Origin of the sequence: Synechococcus sp. CBW1107 (assembly GCF_015841355.1) — a bacterium.
Classification (GTDB): domain Bacteria; phylum Cyanobacteriota; class Cyanobacteriia; order PCC-6307; family Cyanobiaceae; genus Regnicoccus_A.
In genome coordinates this window covers 1,113,111-1,128,446 of record NZ_CP064908.1, presented here as the reverse complement: position 1 = coordinate 1,128,446, position 15,336 = coordinate 1,113,111, and the positions used below count along the sequence as shown (strand labels likewise).

The 15,336-nt window shown below is 66.9% G+C and carries 14 protein-coding genes, 1 tRNA gene and 1 riboswitch; of the genes, 5 read left to right on the top strand and 10 right to left on the bottom strand.

The genetic code is table 11. From position 1 onward, the window contains the following. Positions 1-12 precede the first annotated feature (12 nt). The gene (ileS, locus tag I1E95_RS06015) at positions 13-3,036 is read right to left on the bottom strand and encodes an isoleucine--tRNA ligase (protein ID WP_197166284.1); all 3,024 of its coding nucleotides are present in this window, start codon (positions 3,034-3,036) and stop codon (positions 13-15) included. A gap of 43 nt (positions 3,037-3,079) precedes the next feature. Further along, positions 3,080-3,904, bottom strand: a complete 825-nt coding sequence (locus tag I1E95_RS06010) for a Ycf66 family protein (protein ID WP_197166282.1) — start codon at positions 3,902-3,904, stop codon at positions 3,080-3,082. Between the two features lie 54 nt (positions 3,905-3,958). Here I1E95_RS06010 and I1E95_RS06005 point away from each other — a divergent pair. Then, a tRNA-Leu gene (locus I1E95_RS06005) sits at positions 3,959-4,040 on the top strand. 8 nt (positions 4,041-4,048) lie between these two features. On the opposite strand, the gene I1E95_RS06000 is transcribed toward I1E95_RS06005, so the two are convergent. From I1E95_RS06000 to I1E95_RS05980, 5 genes are all read right to left on the bottom strand, one after another. Next, positions 4,049-4,654, bottom strand: a complete 606-nt coding sequence (locus I1E95_RS06000; protein ID WP_197166280.1) for a HupE/UreJ family protein — start codon at positions 4,652-4,654, stop codon at positions 4,049-4,051. A gap of 24 nt (positions 4,655-4,678) precedes the next feature. Beyond that, positions 4,679-4,853: riboswitch (cobalamin riboswitch) on the bottom strand. 127 nt (positions 4,854-4,980) lie between these two features. Continuing rightward, a complete protein-coding gene (locus I1E95_RS05995; RefSeq protein ID WP_197166278.1) occupies positions 4,981-6,186 on the bottom strand; it encodes an alanine/ornithine racemase family PLP-dependent enzyme in 1,206 nt (401 codons plus the stop codon). Beyond that, a complete protein-coding gene (locus I1E95_RS05990; RefSeq protein ID WP_197166276.1) occupies positions 6,183-7,301 on the bottom strand; it encodes a DUF1611 domain-containing protein in 1,119 nt (372 codons plus the stop codon). The genes I1E95_RS05995 and I1E95_RS05990 overlap by 4 nt, the downstream gene beginning before the upstream one ends. A gap of 145 nt (positions 7,302-7,446) precedes the next feature. After that, a complete protein-coding gene (locus I1E95_RS05985) occupies positions 7,447-8,100 on the bottom strand; it encodes a ParB-like protein (protein ID WP_197166275.1) in 654 nt (217 codons plus the stop codon). 12 nt (positions 8,101-8,112) lie between these two features. Further along, positions 8,113-8,364, bottom strand: a complete 252-nt coding sequence (locus I1E95_RS05980; RefSeq protein ID WP_231594895.1) for a Nif11-like leader peptide family natural product precursor — start codon at positions 8,362-8,364, stop codon at positions 8,113-8,115. Positions 8,365-8,587: 223 nt separating this feature from the next. Between I1E95_RS05980 and pstS the strand changes: the two genes are divergently transcribed. The 4 genes from pstS (at position 8,588) to I1E95_RS05960 (ending at position 12,265) form a co-directional block, all read left to right on the top strand. Next, on the top strand, positions 8,588-9,568 hold the full coding sequence (gene pstS / locus I1E95_RS05975) for a phosphate ABC transporter substrate-binding protein PstS (protein ID WP_197166273.1): 981 nt from the start codon (positions 8,588-8,590) through the stop codon (positions 9,566-9,568). A 121-nt stretch (positions 9,569-9,689) separates the two neighbouring features. Then, entirely contained in the window at positions 9,690-10,325 is a 636-nt protein-coding gene (locus tag I1E95_RS05970; protein ID WP_197166272.1) for a Crp/Fnr family transcriptional regulator, read from the top strand. Between the two features lie 69 nt (positions 10,326-10,394). Next, positions 10,395-11,099: a response regulator transcription factor gene (locus I1E95_RS05965; RefSeq protein WP_197166271.1), complete on the top strand. Its 705-nt coding sequence runs from the start codon at positions 10,395-10,397 to the stop codon at positions 11,097-11,099. 14 nt (positions 11,100-11,113) lie between these two features. Beyond that, positions 11,114-12,265 (top strand): cell wall metabolism sensor histidine kinase WalK, encoded by a 1,152-nt coding sequence (locus I1E95_RS05960; protein ID WP_197166270.1) that lies wholly within the window; start codon positions 11,114-11,116, stop codon positions 12,263-12,265. A gap of 411 nt (positions 12,266-12,676) precedes the next feature. Here the strand turns inward: I1E95_RS05960 and I1E95_RS05955 are convergent, their stop codons facing one another. The 3 genes from I1E95_RS05955 to I1E95_RS05945 form a co-directional block, all read right to left on the bottom strand. Next, positions 12,677-13,723, bottom strand: a complete 1,047-nt coding sequence (locus I1E95_RS05955) for a PstS family phosphate ABC transporter substrate-binding protein (RefSeq protein ID WP_231594894.1) — start codon at positions 13,721-13,723, stop codon at positions 12,677-12,679. 250 nt (positions 13,724-13,973) lie between these two features. Continuing rightward, entirely contained in the window at positions 13,974-14,993 is a 1,020-nt protein-coding gene (gene arsB / locus I1E95_RS05950; protein ID WP_197166268.1) for an ACR3 family arsenite efflux transporter, read from the bottom strand. A 3-nt stretch (positions 14,994-14,996) separates the two neighbouring features. After that, entirely contained in the window at positions 14,997-15,317 is a 321-nt protein-coding gene (locus tag I1E95_RS05945; protein ID WP_197166267.1) for a helix-turn-helix transcriptional regulator, read from the bottom strand. Positions 15,318-15,336: the final 19 nt, after the last annotated feature.

Below are 15,336 nucleotides of genomic sequence, written 5' to 3'. Positions count from 1 at the left end.
TGGTGCCTGCCCTCAGCCCTCCAGCACGGCCACGCAGCGGCCGCAGAGGCTGGGGTGGGAGGCATGGGAGCCGATGTCGGTCTCCACGTGCCAGCAGCGCTCGCATTTTCGACCTTCGGCGCGGGCGATGCGCACGGTGATGCCCTCTTCGCAGGCTTCGGCCAGGGGATCGGCCAGAGCCGGGTCGCCGGGGTCACGCCGCTCCAGCCGCGAGACGATCAGCCAGTCGGCCAGGTTGTCAACGGAGGGATGGGGGCTGGCCTCCAGCACCTCCAGCGCGGCCCGGAGAGCTGCGGCACGGTCGCTGGTTCCCAGGTCCAGCTCCACCCGGGCCTCGAGGGAGGCCCCCAGATCAGCCGTGGTCCGGCAGTTCTCCAGCTGGCGGTTCACCTGCCCGCGCAGGTCCAGCAGGGGCCGGAGGGGCTCCACAAGGGACGCCTGACCCCAGGTGGCCGGTGCGGTGGGCCAGCCCCGCTCGAAAACCGAGCGCTCCTTCACGGGATACGGCAGGTTCTGCCAGATGTCCTCGGCCATGTGGCAGAGCACCGGTGCGATCAGGCCGGCCAGACGCTCCACCACCAGAGCCAGCACGGTCTGGCAGCTGCGGCGGCGGAAGTCGCCGGCCCCGCTCACATAGAGCCGGTCCTTGGCGATGTCGAGATACACGTTGGAGAGATCCGCCACGCAGAAGTTCTGCAGCGCCTGGAAGAAGCGGTAGAACTCGTAACGTTCGAAATCGGCGCTCACCGCCTCGATCAGGCTGGCGGTGCGCTCCAGCATCCAGCGGTCCAGCAGCGGCAGATCAGCGATCGCCACCGCATCACCCCCTTCCGCCGCCGGCCTTGGGTCGAAGTCGTGCAGGTTGCCCAGCAGGTAGCGGGCCGTGTTGCGCACCTTGCGCGTCACATCGGCCAGTTGCCTGACAATGCCCGGCCCCAGGGGCACATCGGCGGAGTAATCCACCGAACTCACCCACAGCCGCAGGACATCGGCGCCGTAGGCGGGCTGCTGCTTCTCGTTCCTGCCGCCCTCCACCAGCACGGCCGGATCGACCACGTTGCCCAGGGATTTGCTCATCTTGCGGCCCTTCTCATCGAGGGTGAAGCCGTGGGTGAGCACCCGGCTGTAAGGGGCGTGGCCATTGACGGCCACGGAGGTGAGCAGGCTGCTCTGGAACCAGCCCCGGTGCTGGTCGGAGCCTTCCAGGTAGAGATCGGCCGGATAGCGCAGGGGAGTGGTCTCAGCGGCTGCTGAGGGGTCCCCGGAGGCCACGCCGCCTGACCCGTCTCCCTGATCCTGATCTCCTCGACGGTTCAGTCCGCCCAGCACTCCGGCCCAGGAGGAGCCGGAATCGAACCACACATCCATCGTGTCGGTGCCCTTGCGCCACTGGTCCGCCTCGGCGGCGAAGGAAGGCGGCAGAAGCTCGGCCTCGCCTCTCTCCCACCACACATCGGAGCCGTACTCGGCGATCAGAGCCTCGACGTGGGCGAGGGTGTCGGCATTGAGCAGGGTCTCGCCGGTTTCCCGGTGGTAAAAAACGGGGATGGGCACGCCCCAGGTCCGTTGGCGGCTGATGCACCAGTCGCCGCGGTCGCGCACCATCGCCTCGATGCGGTTGCGGCCGCTGGCGGGCAGCCAGTCCACGGCGGCGATCGCGTCGAGGGCCTGGGAGCGGAAGCCCTCCACCGAGGCGAACCACTGCTCGGTGGCGCGGAAGATCGTTGGCTTCTTCGTGCGCCAGTCGTAGGGGTAGCGGTGCGCGTAGGGCTCGTGGCGCAGCAGGGCGCCGGCGGTCTCGAGGGCGGAGATGATCGCCGGGTTGGCATCCTTGAGCACGTTGAGGCCGGCGAAGGGGCCGGCTTCCGCCGTGAGGGTTCCCCCCTCATCGACCGGGCAGAGCACGGGCAGTCCGGCCTTGCGGCCGGTGTTGAAGTCGTCGACACCGTGGCCCGGGGCCGTGTGGACCAGGCCGGTGCCCGCCTCGGTCGTGATGTAATCGCCGCCGATCACCACCGGGCTGGTGCGATCGAAGAGGGGGTGGCGGTACTCGACCCCTTCCAGCTCCGAGCCCCTGAGGGTGAGCAGGGGTTCCAGCTCCAGCTGGAGGGTGCTGCGCAGGCTCTCCACCAGGGAAGCGGCCACGATCAGGTGGCGGCTGGTGCGATAGCCGTTGGTCCCGTGATCGCCCACGCGGCAGAGGGCGTACTCCAGCGAGGCATTCACCGACACCGCCAGGTTGGCGGGAAGGGTCCAGGGGGTGGTGGTCCAGATCGCCACCGCCAGATCGCCAGCCGCCGGTGTGGTGGCCGCCTCGGCGCGGGTGAGGCCGAGGGCTGTGAGCCTGGCGCCCAGACCACCCGGCAGGGCCACCACCGGAAAGGCCACGTAGATGCTGGGGGACGTGTGGCCGTCGGGGTATTCCAGTTCCGCCTCGGCCAGGGCTGTGCGGGAGCTGGGGCTCCAGTGCACCGGCTTGAGACCCCGGTAGATGTGACCGGCGAGCACCATCCGGCCGAAGACACCGATCTGGGCGGCCTCGTAATCCCTGTTCAGGGTCAGGTAGGGCTGCTCCCAGTCGGCCCAGATGCCCCAGCGCCTGAAGCCCGCCTTCTGGTGCTCCACCTGCTCGAGGGCGTAGGCGTGGGCGCGGCGCCGCAGGTCGATCGGGGTCAGCGCCGAGCGCTCCGCGCTCGAGAGGCTCTGCAGCACCTTGAGCTCGATCGGCAGCCCATGGCAATCCCAGCCAGGCACGAAGCGGGCCCGCCGGCCGCGCAGCAGGGCGTACTTGTTGAGGATGTCCTTGAGGATCTTGTTGAGGGCATGGCCCACATGCAAGGGGCCGTTGGCGTACGGGGGACCGTCGTGAAGGGTGAACACCTCACCGGGATTGCCGCGGCTGAGCCGCTTGTAGAGGTCCAGCTCAGCCCAGAACGCCTGCAGCTCCGGTTCACGGGTTTTCGCGTTCGCCCGCATCGAGAAGGGCGTCTGCAGCAGGTTGAGGGTGTCCTTGTAGGAGACCGGGCTGGCTGTCACGGCGCCGTAGGGGGCAGCAAGGGCGAATTATCGACCCCAGCCCTCAGGGACTCCCCGGTGACACCTCCTCATCCGTGGGTGTGGGTTCCGCATCCGTGGGCGTGGGATCCGCTGGCGGCTGGGTCTCGAGCGGGGTGTCCTCGTGATCACGGTCCGCTGTGCTCTCCCCAGGGGGCTCTTCGCCGCCGCCGGCCGCCCCGTCGCTGGCCGGTGTGGCTTCGGCTTCCGCCTGGTCCTGGGAACTCCCGCCCTGGTCCGCGCCGGGGCTCGCTGCTCCGGCCTGCTCGATCAACTGCTCGATCTCGGCGAACGACTCGACCGTGGTCACCTCCTCGTCGCTGGCGTCGCTGCTGATGGGCTCCTCAGGCTCCGAGGCCTCCTCTGGGGTCTCGGTTTCTGACACCTCAGCCGTGTCAGTGGCTCCGGGCTCCGGGCGAACCCAGCGTTTGCTGGTCTCGCGGGCCTTGGCGCTGGCGTCACGCCGCTCCTGCAGCCAGGTCAGCAGTCCCCCCAGTGTCGATCCCGCCAGGCTGATCAGCCGCATCAGGGCGGCGGCCAGCTGCTGCAGGCTGGTGCGCCAGCGCTCGACACCCGTGAGGCGCACCTGCTCGTCGCAGCTGAGCTGGCGCCAGCGGCCCAGGCCCACCTCCACGCTGAGACGGCCGATCAGCAGGCCGCCGCAGAGTACGGCCAGCATCGGTGCCCCGCTGAGCCTATCGGCGCTGGTGACGAGCACCAGCCCCAGGATCAGCACCAGAGCTCCCCAGACCGAATCCCGGGGGCGGCTGAGCTCGGGCACCAGCAGGGGCAGCAGCAGCACCAGCAGACCGGCAAGGAGTGCCAGGGATCCACCGAGGGTGGCGAGCATGGCGGCAGAGGCGGCGGTGGGGCCATTCTGAGCCGCTCGATACAGTCGGCTCACGCCCACCTGGCGGAATTGGTAGACGCGCTGGTTTTAGGTACCAGTGGCTTCGGTCGTGGGGGTTCAAGTCCCCCGGTGGGCATCGCTGAATCAGCGCAGCATCAGGGCCAGTGGCGCCAGGGCCACCAGGCCACCGCCGAGGGCCAGGGCCAGGGCCAGGCGGGTGGTGACGGTCCGAGGCAGACGGCGCAGCACCACGACGGTCGTGCCGCTCACCAGCAGTGAGCCGACGAAGGCCCCCAGCCACCAGGAGAGGGAGGTCTGATCGCTGGGCGCTTCCAGTCCGTGCAGCATGGCGTGCACGGCCACGGCGGCGGCCACCACCCCTCCCCAGAGACTCAGACGCGCGCTGGAGCCCTGCCTCTCGGCCCAGAGGATCGAGCCGGCCACGGCGGTGATGGCGAGGGCCGCGAGCAGCTCGCCGAAGGGCAGGCTGCCGCCCATGGCTCCGAACAGGCCACCGGCGACGGCGCCCACCAGGGCCCAGATCAGCAGGCTCGAGGAGATGGCGGCGGAGGCGGCACCAACGCCGATCAACAGCAGCAGGTGGTCGAGACCTGCGAGGGGATGAAGGAAGCCTGAGCCGAGGCCCCCATGGGCAAAGCCGTGGGCCTGGACCGGCTGGGCGGCCAGGGCGAAGGCCACGGCGGACAGGCCGGTGTAGAGCACCAGGGTGCTGCTGGGGAATCTGCTCATTGAGGGGGAACGGTCCGCGCCGGGGGTTTGGTGAACTGAGACGGCGAGCGTTCTGACTGAGGGGCGTCTCCGCGGGGGAGCCCCATCACAGCTGCGGGACAGTGCCGGATTCGACGGGGACCGCAAGGCCCCATCACACCGAACTTTCCTCCTTGCCTCCAGGGTGTGAACCGCTGGAACCGTCCTTGTCATTCTGGACCTTTCCGGCGGGCCTGGCTGCCCATGGTGTGAATGGGGAGGGCCGTGTCCGCTGGCACGGTCCGTGGCCATGCAGCGCACAGTCGCCAAGGCGGCCGCTGCCTAGCTTTCGCCCCATGGACATGTCTTCAATCCCTGCTGCGGCCGCTATGGCCGAGCCGATCGGGCTTCTCCCCCGAGGGGTCTGTCTCGATGAGCCCTGGGCGTCGGGGCAGCGCAAGCGCTACCTGGCCAGCCTGGACCCGGCATCCGCGGCCGCTCCGGCCGGACATCGTCCCGACCAGGGTGCGGGCCACGAAGGGTGAGGTCATCGCCCGCAGCAGCGCGCTGTAGTTGAGATCAAAGACCAGTTCGGTCCCCACCGGCACGGCGACGGAGCCGGTGTCAAGCACCAGATGGTCACTGCTGGCGCCCAGCAGGGTCATCCCCCGCGGCAGCGTCAGTCCCGCCGCATCCACATCCTGCAGGCCGAGGGCCAGCAGCACGCGCCAGCGGTCGCCCCGGTCCACCCGTGCGGGTGGAGAGCCGAAGGCGCCCTGCTGGCAGTCTCCCCAGGGCAGGGTGGGCTTGCGGTTCGATTCGATCACCTCCGCCACCAGGCGGAAGGCTCTGGTGCAGAGCCCCTGGATGGGGCGGCGCTGGAGGGGTTCGCGGCCCAGCAGGATCGCCTCCCCCAGGCGCAGGTTGTTGATCCTGCCCACCGTTCCCCCATCCAGCAGCCAGGGGAGGTTGGCGGAGTTCCCGCCCGACACCAGCGGCAGCACGATGCCGAAGGAGGCCTCCAGGGCCGTGGCCAGGCCGGACAGCTGGGCCATCGAGGTCTCCGAGGGAACCACGCCGTTCTGGCAGGCCAGGTTGGCGCCCAGACCGATCAGGTCCAGTCCGGGCAGGCCCAGCAGGCCGGCGGCGATTCCCTCCAGCCGCTCCGGCAGGATTCCCTCGCGCAGATCACCCAGTTCCACCATCAGGATCACGCCGTGGCGGTGGTTCTGGGCGATCGCCGCCGCCGAGAGCATCGCCAGCACGGCGGGCTCGGTGTTCAGGCTGATGTCGGCCTGGGCCACCACCTGCTGCACCTGGCTCGGCATGGGTGAGCGGATCAGGGTCAACGGCAGGCTCACGCCGGCGCGGCGCAGCGCGGCGATCGTTTCGAGGCGCGGTTCGCCGATTCCGCTTACCCCGGCCGCGGCCAGCACGGTGGCCACCTGCGGCAGCCCCAGGGTGGCCTTGGTCACGGCAGTGACCGACACACCGCGGGCGCGGAGGCGATCCACCAGGCTGCGGGCGTTGTGGCCAATCCTGTCGAGGCGGATCTCCAGCCTCGGTGCCGTCAAGAGGTGAGGGTGGCAGGCGTGGGTTGGAGTTCCGGGAAGGCACCGACCACCATCTCCACCAGGCGCTCGGGGGAGCGGGTGAGCGCATCGGTGGCGGGCAGCCCCAGCTCGATCCCGTAGAGCGCGATCGCCGCCGTGACCTCCGCTTCGCTCATGGCTTCGTGGTTGAGGCACAGGCCGATCACGCGCGTGGGCGCGAAGCTTTCGATCAGGGCGATCTCGCTGGAGGGCGATGGCATCGGGATCGCCGGGAAGTCGCTGAGCCAGGGCCGCTTCGGGGCGTGCTGCAGGATCACCGCCTGGGGCCTGGCACCCCGCAGGATGTAGGTGGAACTGAGGTAGGCCGGGTGGCTGAGCGCGCCCTGGCCTTCGATCACGATCACGTCGGGATGCTCCGCCTCGTAGGCCTCGATCACCGTGGCCTCCACCTCGCCGGAGGCGTACTGGCAGGGAATGGCGTCGAGCGCGACGCCATGGCGGGCGCCCTGCATCAGTCCGGTCTGTCCCGTGCCCACCATCACGGCCCTGATGCCGGCGTCGTTCAGGGCCTGCGTGAGGATCACGGCGGTGGTGCGCTTGCCGATGGCTCCATCGGTTCCGAGCACGGCGATCCTGCGGCAGGGCAGGGTGTCGATGCGGCCGCTGAACAGGCGCAGGTCGCACGGGCTGGGTGGCCGGCGCACATCGGTGATGCTCACCTGGTGGGCCGCTGCCGCCGCGGCGAACTCGGCATCGTCGTTGAGGAATTCGTGCAGTCCATTGATCAGGTGCAGGCCGGCGCTGATCGCCTGGAGCAGCACCCTGCGCTCAGGGGGTGCGAGCCTGCCGCTGGCCGGGGCCATGCCGAAGATGAGCCGATCGGCAGGCCCCCCGGGCAGGGCCAGGGCCGCGGCCAGATCGGTGCAGATGGGGATGCCGTTGGCCACGCCATCCAGCACGACGCCGGAATCCATCCCGGCCTTGTGGCTGTCGATCACGCTGAGGATGCGGTAGCTCGGCGAATGGCGCACGAGCCCGTTGGCGGTCTTGCCGTCGATCAGGCCGAAGTTGGCCTCGCAGTAAATGATTGCCGTGGGAATCGGCGGCAGGCCGAGGCCTTGCAGAGCCTTGGACATCCGGGTGCACTCCTTGTTCGAGCTCAGAGGAGGCGACCGAATGGTCCGCTCGGACCGGATCGAAGCGGGGATACCAGAGGTCTCCGCTAAGGGGGGACGAGAGATTTCACCCTAGGCCGGCTCTTCTGCATCCGGTTGGATCTGCTCAGCCCTTCCAGCCGGCCAGCCGCGAGGCCGCCGCGGAGCGGGCCAGAGCCCGGGCCGCCGGCAGGGCCGGCTCGAGACAGAGGGAGCTGAAGGGGGGCAGACAGCGGCTGCGCAGCCAGGCTCCCCAGCGGAATTCGTGAAAGGGGATCAGCGGCGCCGGCGCGATCACCTTCTCCTGTTTCAGCTTCCAGACCAGGCTGCGGTAGGGGTCATCGTCAAGGTTCAGAAGGCTCTGGGGCAGCCGTTCGGGAGGCCAGGGGCCCTGGCCACGGCCGTCGTGCAGGTAGAGCCAGCCGCGCTGGGCCAGGGCCTCCAGCGCCGCGCCAGGGTCATGGCTGGCCAGCTGCAGGATCACGTAGCCGAAGGCGGTGGCGCCGGGCTCGAGCTCCAGCAGACCGCGCAGGCGATGGTGGCGGTCCACCATCCACAGAGCGCCACTGGCGTCACGCACCAGGGGAACGGGCTTCTGCCGCAGGTAACGCCGCCGTTCCTTGGGCGTTTCTGAGGCGAAATCCGCCTGGCGATGGCGGATCTCGGCCAGGCCGATGCAGAGCTGGCAGGGCCTCAGTCCGGCCACAGGCACCGTCACCAGGTCGTCGGGGTCCGCTGGAGGAGGGGGTAGGGGCTGGTAGGGAGGAAGGTGGAGAGCCATGGCAGCCGTGGCTCAGCGCAGCTGATCGCGCTTGAGATGGACCCGGATCAGCTTTTCATCCATCAGCCCCAGCCTGGCCCGCGGGGCTTCATTGCAGCGGCTGAACAGCTCAAGCAAGGCCGCGGCCGAGAAGTGGTGGCCCCTCTCCCTGGCCAGTTCGGCCACCTGCTCGGCTGATTCGACGAGGTTCAGCGCTTCGCGCAGCTCCTTGTCGGAGTCGATGCGGGCAAGGAAGGCAAAGATGTCGTCGCTGTCCTGGCTCATGTCCTGCAGAGGATTCGGCGAATCCACTCTCCACCCTGGCTGGCGGAGCCCTGCCAGCCAGGGTGGACCTCCTGCGGAGGATGGAAGTGATTGAGCGAAAATTGATCTGAAGACAAGGTGATTTTGGCGATCAATCCAGATCTTGAAGCAAGCTTAACCAGCTCATAAATCGTGTGGGGCGGGCTCCTTGCTAGTCAGGAATCGCTCCCCATTGGCGCTTGTGATGACCTTCGTGAAGAAGGCCTTTGTCTTCAGTGTTCTCGCCGCATTCGGTGCTGGTGCCGCGGCCACGGCTCAAAACAGCCTCAACGGAGCAGGAGCCACGTTCCCCGCTCCCTTCTACCAACGCGCCTTTTCCGATCTCGCCAGCTCCGGCGGTCCTCAGGTCAACTATCAATCGGTGGGCTCAGGTGCCGGTGTGCGCCAGTTCATTGCCGGCACCGTTGACTTCGGGGCCACCGATGAGCCGATCAGCGCTGCCGATGCCGCCAAGGTGAAGCGGGGTGTGGTTCAACTGCCCACGGTGGGTGGCACCATCGCCATCGCCTACAACAAGCCGGGTTGCTCCCTCAAGCTCACCCAGAAGCAGGCTGCTGACATCTTCCTGGGTGCGATCACCGATTGGAAGCAACTCAAGTGCGCAGCCGGCAAGATCACCGTGGTGCATCGCTCCGATGGCTCCGGCACCACCTTCGCCTTCACCAACTCACTCTCTGCCTTCTCTCCGGCCTGGAAGAGCAAGGTGGGCGAGGGCAAATCGGTGAAGTGGCCCGTTGGTGTGGGCGGTAAGGGCAATGAGGGCGTTGCCGGTGTGGTCCAGAACACTCCTGGCTCGATCGGTTACCTCAACCAGGCCTACGTCAAGGGAGCGATCAAGGCGGCAGCCCTGCAGAACAAGGCGGGCAAATTCGTGATGCCCAACCTGAAGAGCGGTGCCGCGGCTCTGAACAACATCCGCCTCGATTCCAACCTGGCTGGTGAGGATGCCAATCCCGCCGGTGCCGACAGCTACCCCATCTCCACACTCACCTGGGTGCTGGCGTACAAGACGGGTAATGGCGCCAAGGCCCCGCGCATTCGTCAGGCGATCTCCTTCCTGTTGAGCCCCAAGGCCCAGGGGAAAGCCGATGATCTCGGTTATGTCCCCCTGCGCGGCCGTGTGCTCAATTCGGCCAAGAAAGCCGTGGGCAACATCGGCTCCTGAGTTCACGACCCCTCGGGGCCAGGGGGCGTGCCTTAGTCAAGGGTTAACCGCCCCCTTATCTACCCTTTGCTGGCTTGTCGGTCATCGTCCATACACTTCATTGTGTCACTGGAGATAGTCCATGGTTTCGACTCCCTTTCGCGACGCCGGCCGCAGTGATGCGATCCGTGAGGTCCTGGAAACGAGTTACCGGCAGCGCCAGCTTCTCCACATCGGCGCAGGCAGCGCCGTCCCCCTGCTCAAGAACACCATCTGGCTGGTTGTGCGCGGCATGGTGAAGCTTGAGGCCGTCACCATTCACGGCGACCCGCTGCTGCTCGGCCTGGCCGGACCCAACGAGCCCTTCGGTGAACCGCTCACCAACGTGCAGGCCTACGAGGCCTTCACGCTCACCGATTCCGATCTGCTCTGCCTCTCCTGTGCGGAGATCGAGCAGGCGCCCCATCTGGCGATGGCGGTGATGCAGGCTGTGATCAGCCGCCATCGCCAGACGGAAACCCTGCTTTCCCTGCTGGGGTTGCGCCGGGTGGAGGAGCGGGTGCGCGGTTTCCTGGAACTCCTGGCTCAGGACTACGGGCAGGTCTGTGAGGATGGACTGCGGCTCAATCTGCGGCTCACCCACCAGGAACTGGCCAGCGCCCTCTCCACCACCCGGGTCACGGTCACCCGGCTGATCGGACTGCTTCGCGATGAGGGCTGGCTCAAGATCGATGCCCAGCGTCACCTGGTGATCAGTCACCTGCCCCGACGCCTGTGAAGACCGTTGTGTCCCCCCGGCCCGGATGACCTAATTTTGATCAGTCAGCCCGAGGGCCCGGATACCCCCATGCCCCGTCTGCTCATCGTCGATGACGACGACGGCATCCGCACCACCCTGGAAGAGGCGCTGGGACAGGAAGGTTTCGAGGTGGCCTGCGCCGCCGATGGCCGTCAGGCCATTCAGCAGATTGATGCCTCCCAGCGCCAGGGGGCAGCCGGCTTCGACCTGGTGCTGCTGGATCTGATGCTGCCGGGGGTCGGTGGTCTGGATGTCTGCCGCCATCTGCGCCGCGGTGATGCCCAGACCCCGATCCTGATGGTCAGCGCACGGGACACGGAAACGGACCGGGTGCTGGGACTGGAGCTCGGTGCCGACGACTATCTGGTCAAGCCGTTCGGGCTGCGTGAACTCGTGGCCCGTTGCCGCGCCCTGTTGCGGCGGAGCCAGCAGACGATCGAGCGCTTCCCGGTCGGGCAGATCATCCACCATGGCAATCTGTCTCTCTACCCCGATGAGTTCCGTGTCACCCGTGACGGAGAGAGGGTGAACCTCTCCCCGAAGGAATACCGGCTGGTGGAGTTCTTCATGCAGAATCCCGGCCGTGTCTGGAGCCGGAATCAGCTGATCGATCAGGTCTGGGGCACCGACTACGTGGTCGACACCAAGACCGTGGATGTCCACATCCGCTGGCTGCGCGAAAAGCTCGAGGTCAATCCTTCCGCTCCTGAGCACATCCTCACGGAGCGGGGCTTCGGCTATCGCTTCGGTTGAGCCCTGGCCATGCCATGACGCTGTTGCTGGCCCTTGGCCTGGGTGTGTGGCTTGGCTGGGCCATCACCCTTCGCCGGAACCGGCGGCTGGGGCTGGCGGCGGCCGATGGTTCCAGGGCCCGGACGTTGGGTGGGCTTGGGCGGCTGCAGTTGCTGGCCTGGCTGGAGGGTGCACCCCAGGGCTGGCTGGTGCTCGATGGGCAGCAGCGGATTCAGGCCATCAACCCCCGGGCGGAACGCCTGCTTCAACTGCCTGCCGACCGGCTGGTGCGGGGGGAGCCCCTGCGCGCCGTGATTCGGCAGCCGGATCTCGAGGAGGCGATCCGGCTGGTGGGCCGGCGGGGCAGGCCCCAGCGGCTGGAGTGGTGGCAGGGCAATGAACCGCTCGAGGCCGTGCTGCTGGCAGGGGGTGAGGGCTGGGTGGCGCTCTGGATCAACAGCCGGCGATCACTGGAATCCCAGCTCGATCAGCAGAGCCGCTGGGTGAGTGACGTGGCCCACGAGCTCAAGACTCCCCTCACGGCACTGATGCTGGTGGGGGAGCGGCTGGCGCTGGAGGCTGACAGAGCGGGCGGCGGCAGCGGAGCTGGCAGTGCAGTGCTGGTGGAGCGTCTGCAGCGCGAACTGAAACGGCTTCAGGAGCTGGTGGGAGATCTGCTGGAGCTCTCCCGACTGGAGAACAGCCTCCCGCACGATGAGCGCCGGTATGAGGTGCTTGACCTCTGGGAGCTCGCTGATGAAGCCTGGAGCAGCCTCAGGCCCCTCGCCGAGAGCCGCGGCGTCAGGCTGGTGACCGGTCAGCGCCAGCCCAGCCTGCTCTGGGCCGATGCCTCACGGTTGCACCGCGCCCTGCTCAATCTGTTCGAGAATGCCTTGCGCTACAGCCCCGACGGTGGGGTGGTGGAGCTGAGTGTGGGCAGCAGCGGCCTCTGGTGGGAGCTGGAGGTGCGCGACCACGGACCTGGTCTGAGCCAGCACGATCTGGCCCATCTGTTCGAGCGCTTCTACCGGGGCGACCCGTCGCGGGTGCGCAGCCACCAGTCCGGCAGTGGCCTGGGCCTGGCGATCGTGCAGCAGATCGCCCTCACCCATGGCGGCCGGGTGCAGGCGCGCAACCATCCCGACGGCGGCGCCGTGATTGAGCTGGTGCTGCCGAAGGGGGTGTAAAGGATGTCCCCAGTAAGTGCTTCTGCCGGCGGCGTTGGGCAAAGCCAGGGTTCAGGGCGAAACTTCGTTTTCGGTCAAAACTATCACCCATGGCCATCTCCATACGGTTTTCGGGCTTCTACAGTTCATGGTTGCTCTGGGCATTGATTCCTTTCCGTCGCGAAGAGCGCCTGGACAGTTACTTCTCGTCTCGTCGAGAGTTTTTTCGCTTGGTTCCGGGCTGTCTGAGAGTGTTGATCGGGGTTCACGGTTCACGAAGATCCTGGCTCTGTCTTTGATCGCCAGCATTGAATGATTAGGTGTCAGCGTGTTACTCGATATCGCCAGCAAGTTGATGGGCTTGTTTCCAGGCGCAGAATTTTAGCTTGGATCAGCAGCTGGGGTGAGTGGAGAGCGGTCTGAGCATCCCTGTCAGCGGAACTCTGGCCGTTTGTGCTGATCGAAGCTGCGCCGCAGGGCCTCGCTGATCGTCAGCCCCACCGGTAGGTCGCCGCCGAAGGAGGTGCCGAGCACATGCCGGTAAAGCTTGGTCTCCACCAGTCGAATGGTTGAATCAGGCAGGGGAATGTAGTTGGCCTTGGCCACTAGTCGGGGGGCGTTCCGGATCAGGAAGGTGGTGAAGCTGCGGACCTCGGAACGTTCACGCAGGGCCTGATCGTTGACATAGATGAACAGGGGGCGGGAGAGGGGCTGGTACTGCCCTCCCAGCACCGCCTGGTTGGAGGGCAGCACGGGTTTCCCCTTCGGGTTGACCACTGCCAAGGCCTTGAGCCGGTCCCTGTTGCTGCGAAACCAGCCATAACCAAGATAGCCAAGGGCCTGGGGATTGCTGGCCACACAGTTCACCACCACATTGTCATCCTCGCTGGCGGTGTAGTCGCGGCGGGAGTTGTTCTCATCGCCATTGATGGCCTTGTTGAAGTAGTCGAAAGTGCCTGAGTCGCTCCCCGCCCCGCACAGCTTGATCGGTCGTGACGGCCAGGCCGTATTCACCTGGATCCAGCGGTTGATGCGTCCCTGGGCGTTGCGGTTCCAGAGCAGGGAGAGCTGCTGGGTGCTGATGGCGTTGGCCCAGGTGTTGCCCGGGTGGACCACCACCGAGAGCGCATCGAAGGCAAGGGGCACTTCAATGAAGCGGATCCCTTTGGCGGCACAGGCTTTGAGTTCGCTGGTGTTGATGGGCCTCGAAGCATTGCTGATCTCCACCCGGCCGCTGCAGAGATCCCGGAAACCTGCTGTGCTGCCCGTCTCCTTGAGACTGATGCTGACGCCCTTGCCGGCCGCCGTCTGGCGGAAGGCGCCGATGCCCGTCAGCACGATCGGATACACGGTGCTGGAGCCACTGATGCGAATCGGCATCGGCCGGGTGGAGGCCGGCTGGGCGGTAGCGGCTCCGCTAACACCGGGGATAACGAGCGCGGCCACCAAGGCCAGGCTGAGCCTGAAGGAGCGAGACATGCATACCTTGTCCAACGGCATGACTTTGACCCATCAATGCGGGTTGATGGATTAATGGTCGGTTATGGCAGCGCCATTTGTTGTGGTCAGAAGGCGTTGCCGGAGCGCACCACCATCGTGGCTAGTGAGCCGCCGCCGTCAGGGCGTGATCGACGACGAACCACTGCACCTTGAGGTGCCGAAGCCTGCGAAGGCTGGGTGTACAGCAAGCCACCCAGCAGCTGGAACCGGAAGCCGGCATCAGCTGTGATCAGGTGGCCCGATAGGGAAACAGCCAGCGGCTGCGGTTGGCGATCGCCACGAGAGCCAGCATCACCGGCACCTCCACCAGCACTCCCACCACGGTGGCGAGCGCGGCACCGGAGCGCACCCCGAACAGGCTGATCGCCACCGCCACCGCCAGCTCGAAGAAGTTGGAGGCCCCCACCAGGGCACCTGGAGCGGCCAGGTCATGGGGTTGGCGCCACTGGCGCATCCACAGAGCGGTGAGGGCAAAGATCAGCACCGTCTGCAGGATCAGGGGGATCGCCACCAGCATGATCAGCGCCGGGCTCGCCAGGATCGTGCCGGATTGGAAGCCGAACAGCAGCGCAACTGTGGCCAGCAGTCCCACGATCGACCACGGCTTCAGGCGCGCCTCGATCAGCGCGATAGCCCGCTCGCTGTTGATCCAGCGCCGGGTGAGCCAGCTGGCCACCAGCGGAATCACCACGAACAACGCCACCGACAACTGCAGGGTGTCCCAGGGAACCGCCACCTTGCTGACACCCAGCAGAAGACCAGCGATCGGGGCATAGGCCAGCACCATCACCAGATCATTGGCCGCCACCTGCACCACGGTGTAGGTGGGGTTGCCGCGGCAGAGGTGGCTCCAGACGAACACCATGGCGGTGCAAGGAGCCACACCGAGCAGGATCATGCCGGCCACCAGCTGGTCTCCCAGTTCGGCCTGGATCCAGGACCCATAGAGGCCACGGATGAACCACCAGGCCAGCAGCGTCATGGTGAACGGCTTCACCAGCCAGTTCATCGCCATGGTGACGATCAGAGCCTGCGGCTGTCCGCGGATCCGACGAACGGCGGAGAAATCCACCCCCAGCATCATCGGGTAGATCATCAACCAGATCAGCACCGCGATCACGAGATTGATGCGGGCCACCTCAAGGCCTGCCAGGTTGGCGAAGACCCCTGGCAGCAGCTGCCCCAGCACGATTCCCGCGGCGATCGCCAGGGCGACCCACAGACTCAGCCATCGCTCGAAGATTCCCATGGTTCAGGTGCAGGGGGAGGCGGGGGTCTGGCAGAGGCTGGAGAGTTCAGCTAACCAACCGCGCAGCTGGTCGATCGCCTCGGGGCGCAGGCGGTAGTAGGTCCAGCGGCCCTCCTGCCGATCGGTCAGCAGCCCGGCCTCCTTGAGCACCTTGAGGTGAAAGGACAGCTTCGACTGGGCCAGACCCAGATCGGCGGTGAGATCGCAGACGCAGCGCTCGCCGCCGCTGAGGGCCTCGATCACCTGAAGGCGCAGTGGTTCGGCGAGGGCCTTGAGCAGAACTCGGGCCTGATCAGCCTGAATCGGAGGACTGGCCACGCCCATGTCATCAGGATCACATTTC

Coding starts and splice junctions, on each gene's coding strand:
- I1E95_RS06010 (WP_197166282.1), bottom strand. CDS start 3,904: ATGCTCGCCACCCTCGGTGGATCCCTGGCACTCCTTGCCGGTCTGCTG.
- I1E95_RS06000 (WP_197166280.1), bottom strand. CDS start 4,654: ATGAGCAGATTCCCCAGCAGCACCCTGGTGCTCTACACCGGCCTGTCC.
- I1E95_RS05990 (WP_197166276.1), bottom strand. CDS start 7,301: ATGTCCAAGGCTCTGCAAGGCCTCGGCCTGCCGCCGATTCCCACGGCA.
- I1E95_RS05985 (WP_197166275.1), bottom strand. CDS start 8,100: ATGGCTCTCCACCTTCCTCCCTACCAGCCCCTACCCCCTCCTCCAGCG.
- I1E95_RS05980 (WP_231594895.1), bottom strand. CDS start 8,364: ATGAGCCAGGACAGCGACGACATCTTTGCCTTCCTTGCCCGCATCGAC.
- pstS (WP_197166273.1), top strand. CDS start 8,588: ATGACCTTCGTGAAGAAGGCCTTTGTCTTCAGTGTTCTCGCCGCATTC.
- I1E95_RS05970 (WP_197166272.1), top strand. CDS start 9,690: ATGGTTTCGACTCCCTTTCGCGACGCCGGCCGCAGTGATGCGATCCGT.
- I1E95_RS05965 (WP_197166271.1), top strand. CDS start 10,395: ATGCCCCGTCTGCTCATCGTCGATGACGACGACGGCATCCGCACCACC.
- I1E95_RS05960 (WP_197166270.1), top strand. CDS start 11,114: ATGACGCTGTTGCTGGCCCTTGGCCTGGGTGTGTGGCTTGGCTGGGCC.
- I1E95_RS05955 (WP_231594894.1), bottom strand. CDS start 13,723: ATGTCTCGCTCCTTCAGGCTCAGCCTGGCCTTGGTGGCCGCGCTCGTT.
- arsB (WP_197166268.1), bottom strand. CDS start 14,993: ATGGGAATCTTCGAGCGATGGCTGAGTCTGTGGGTCGCCCTGGCGATC.
- I1E95_RS05945 (WP_197166267.1), bottom strand. CDS start 15,317: ATGGGCGTGGCCAGTCCTCCGATTCAGGCTGATCAGGCCCGAGTTCTG.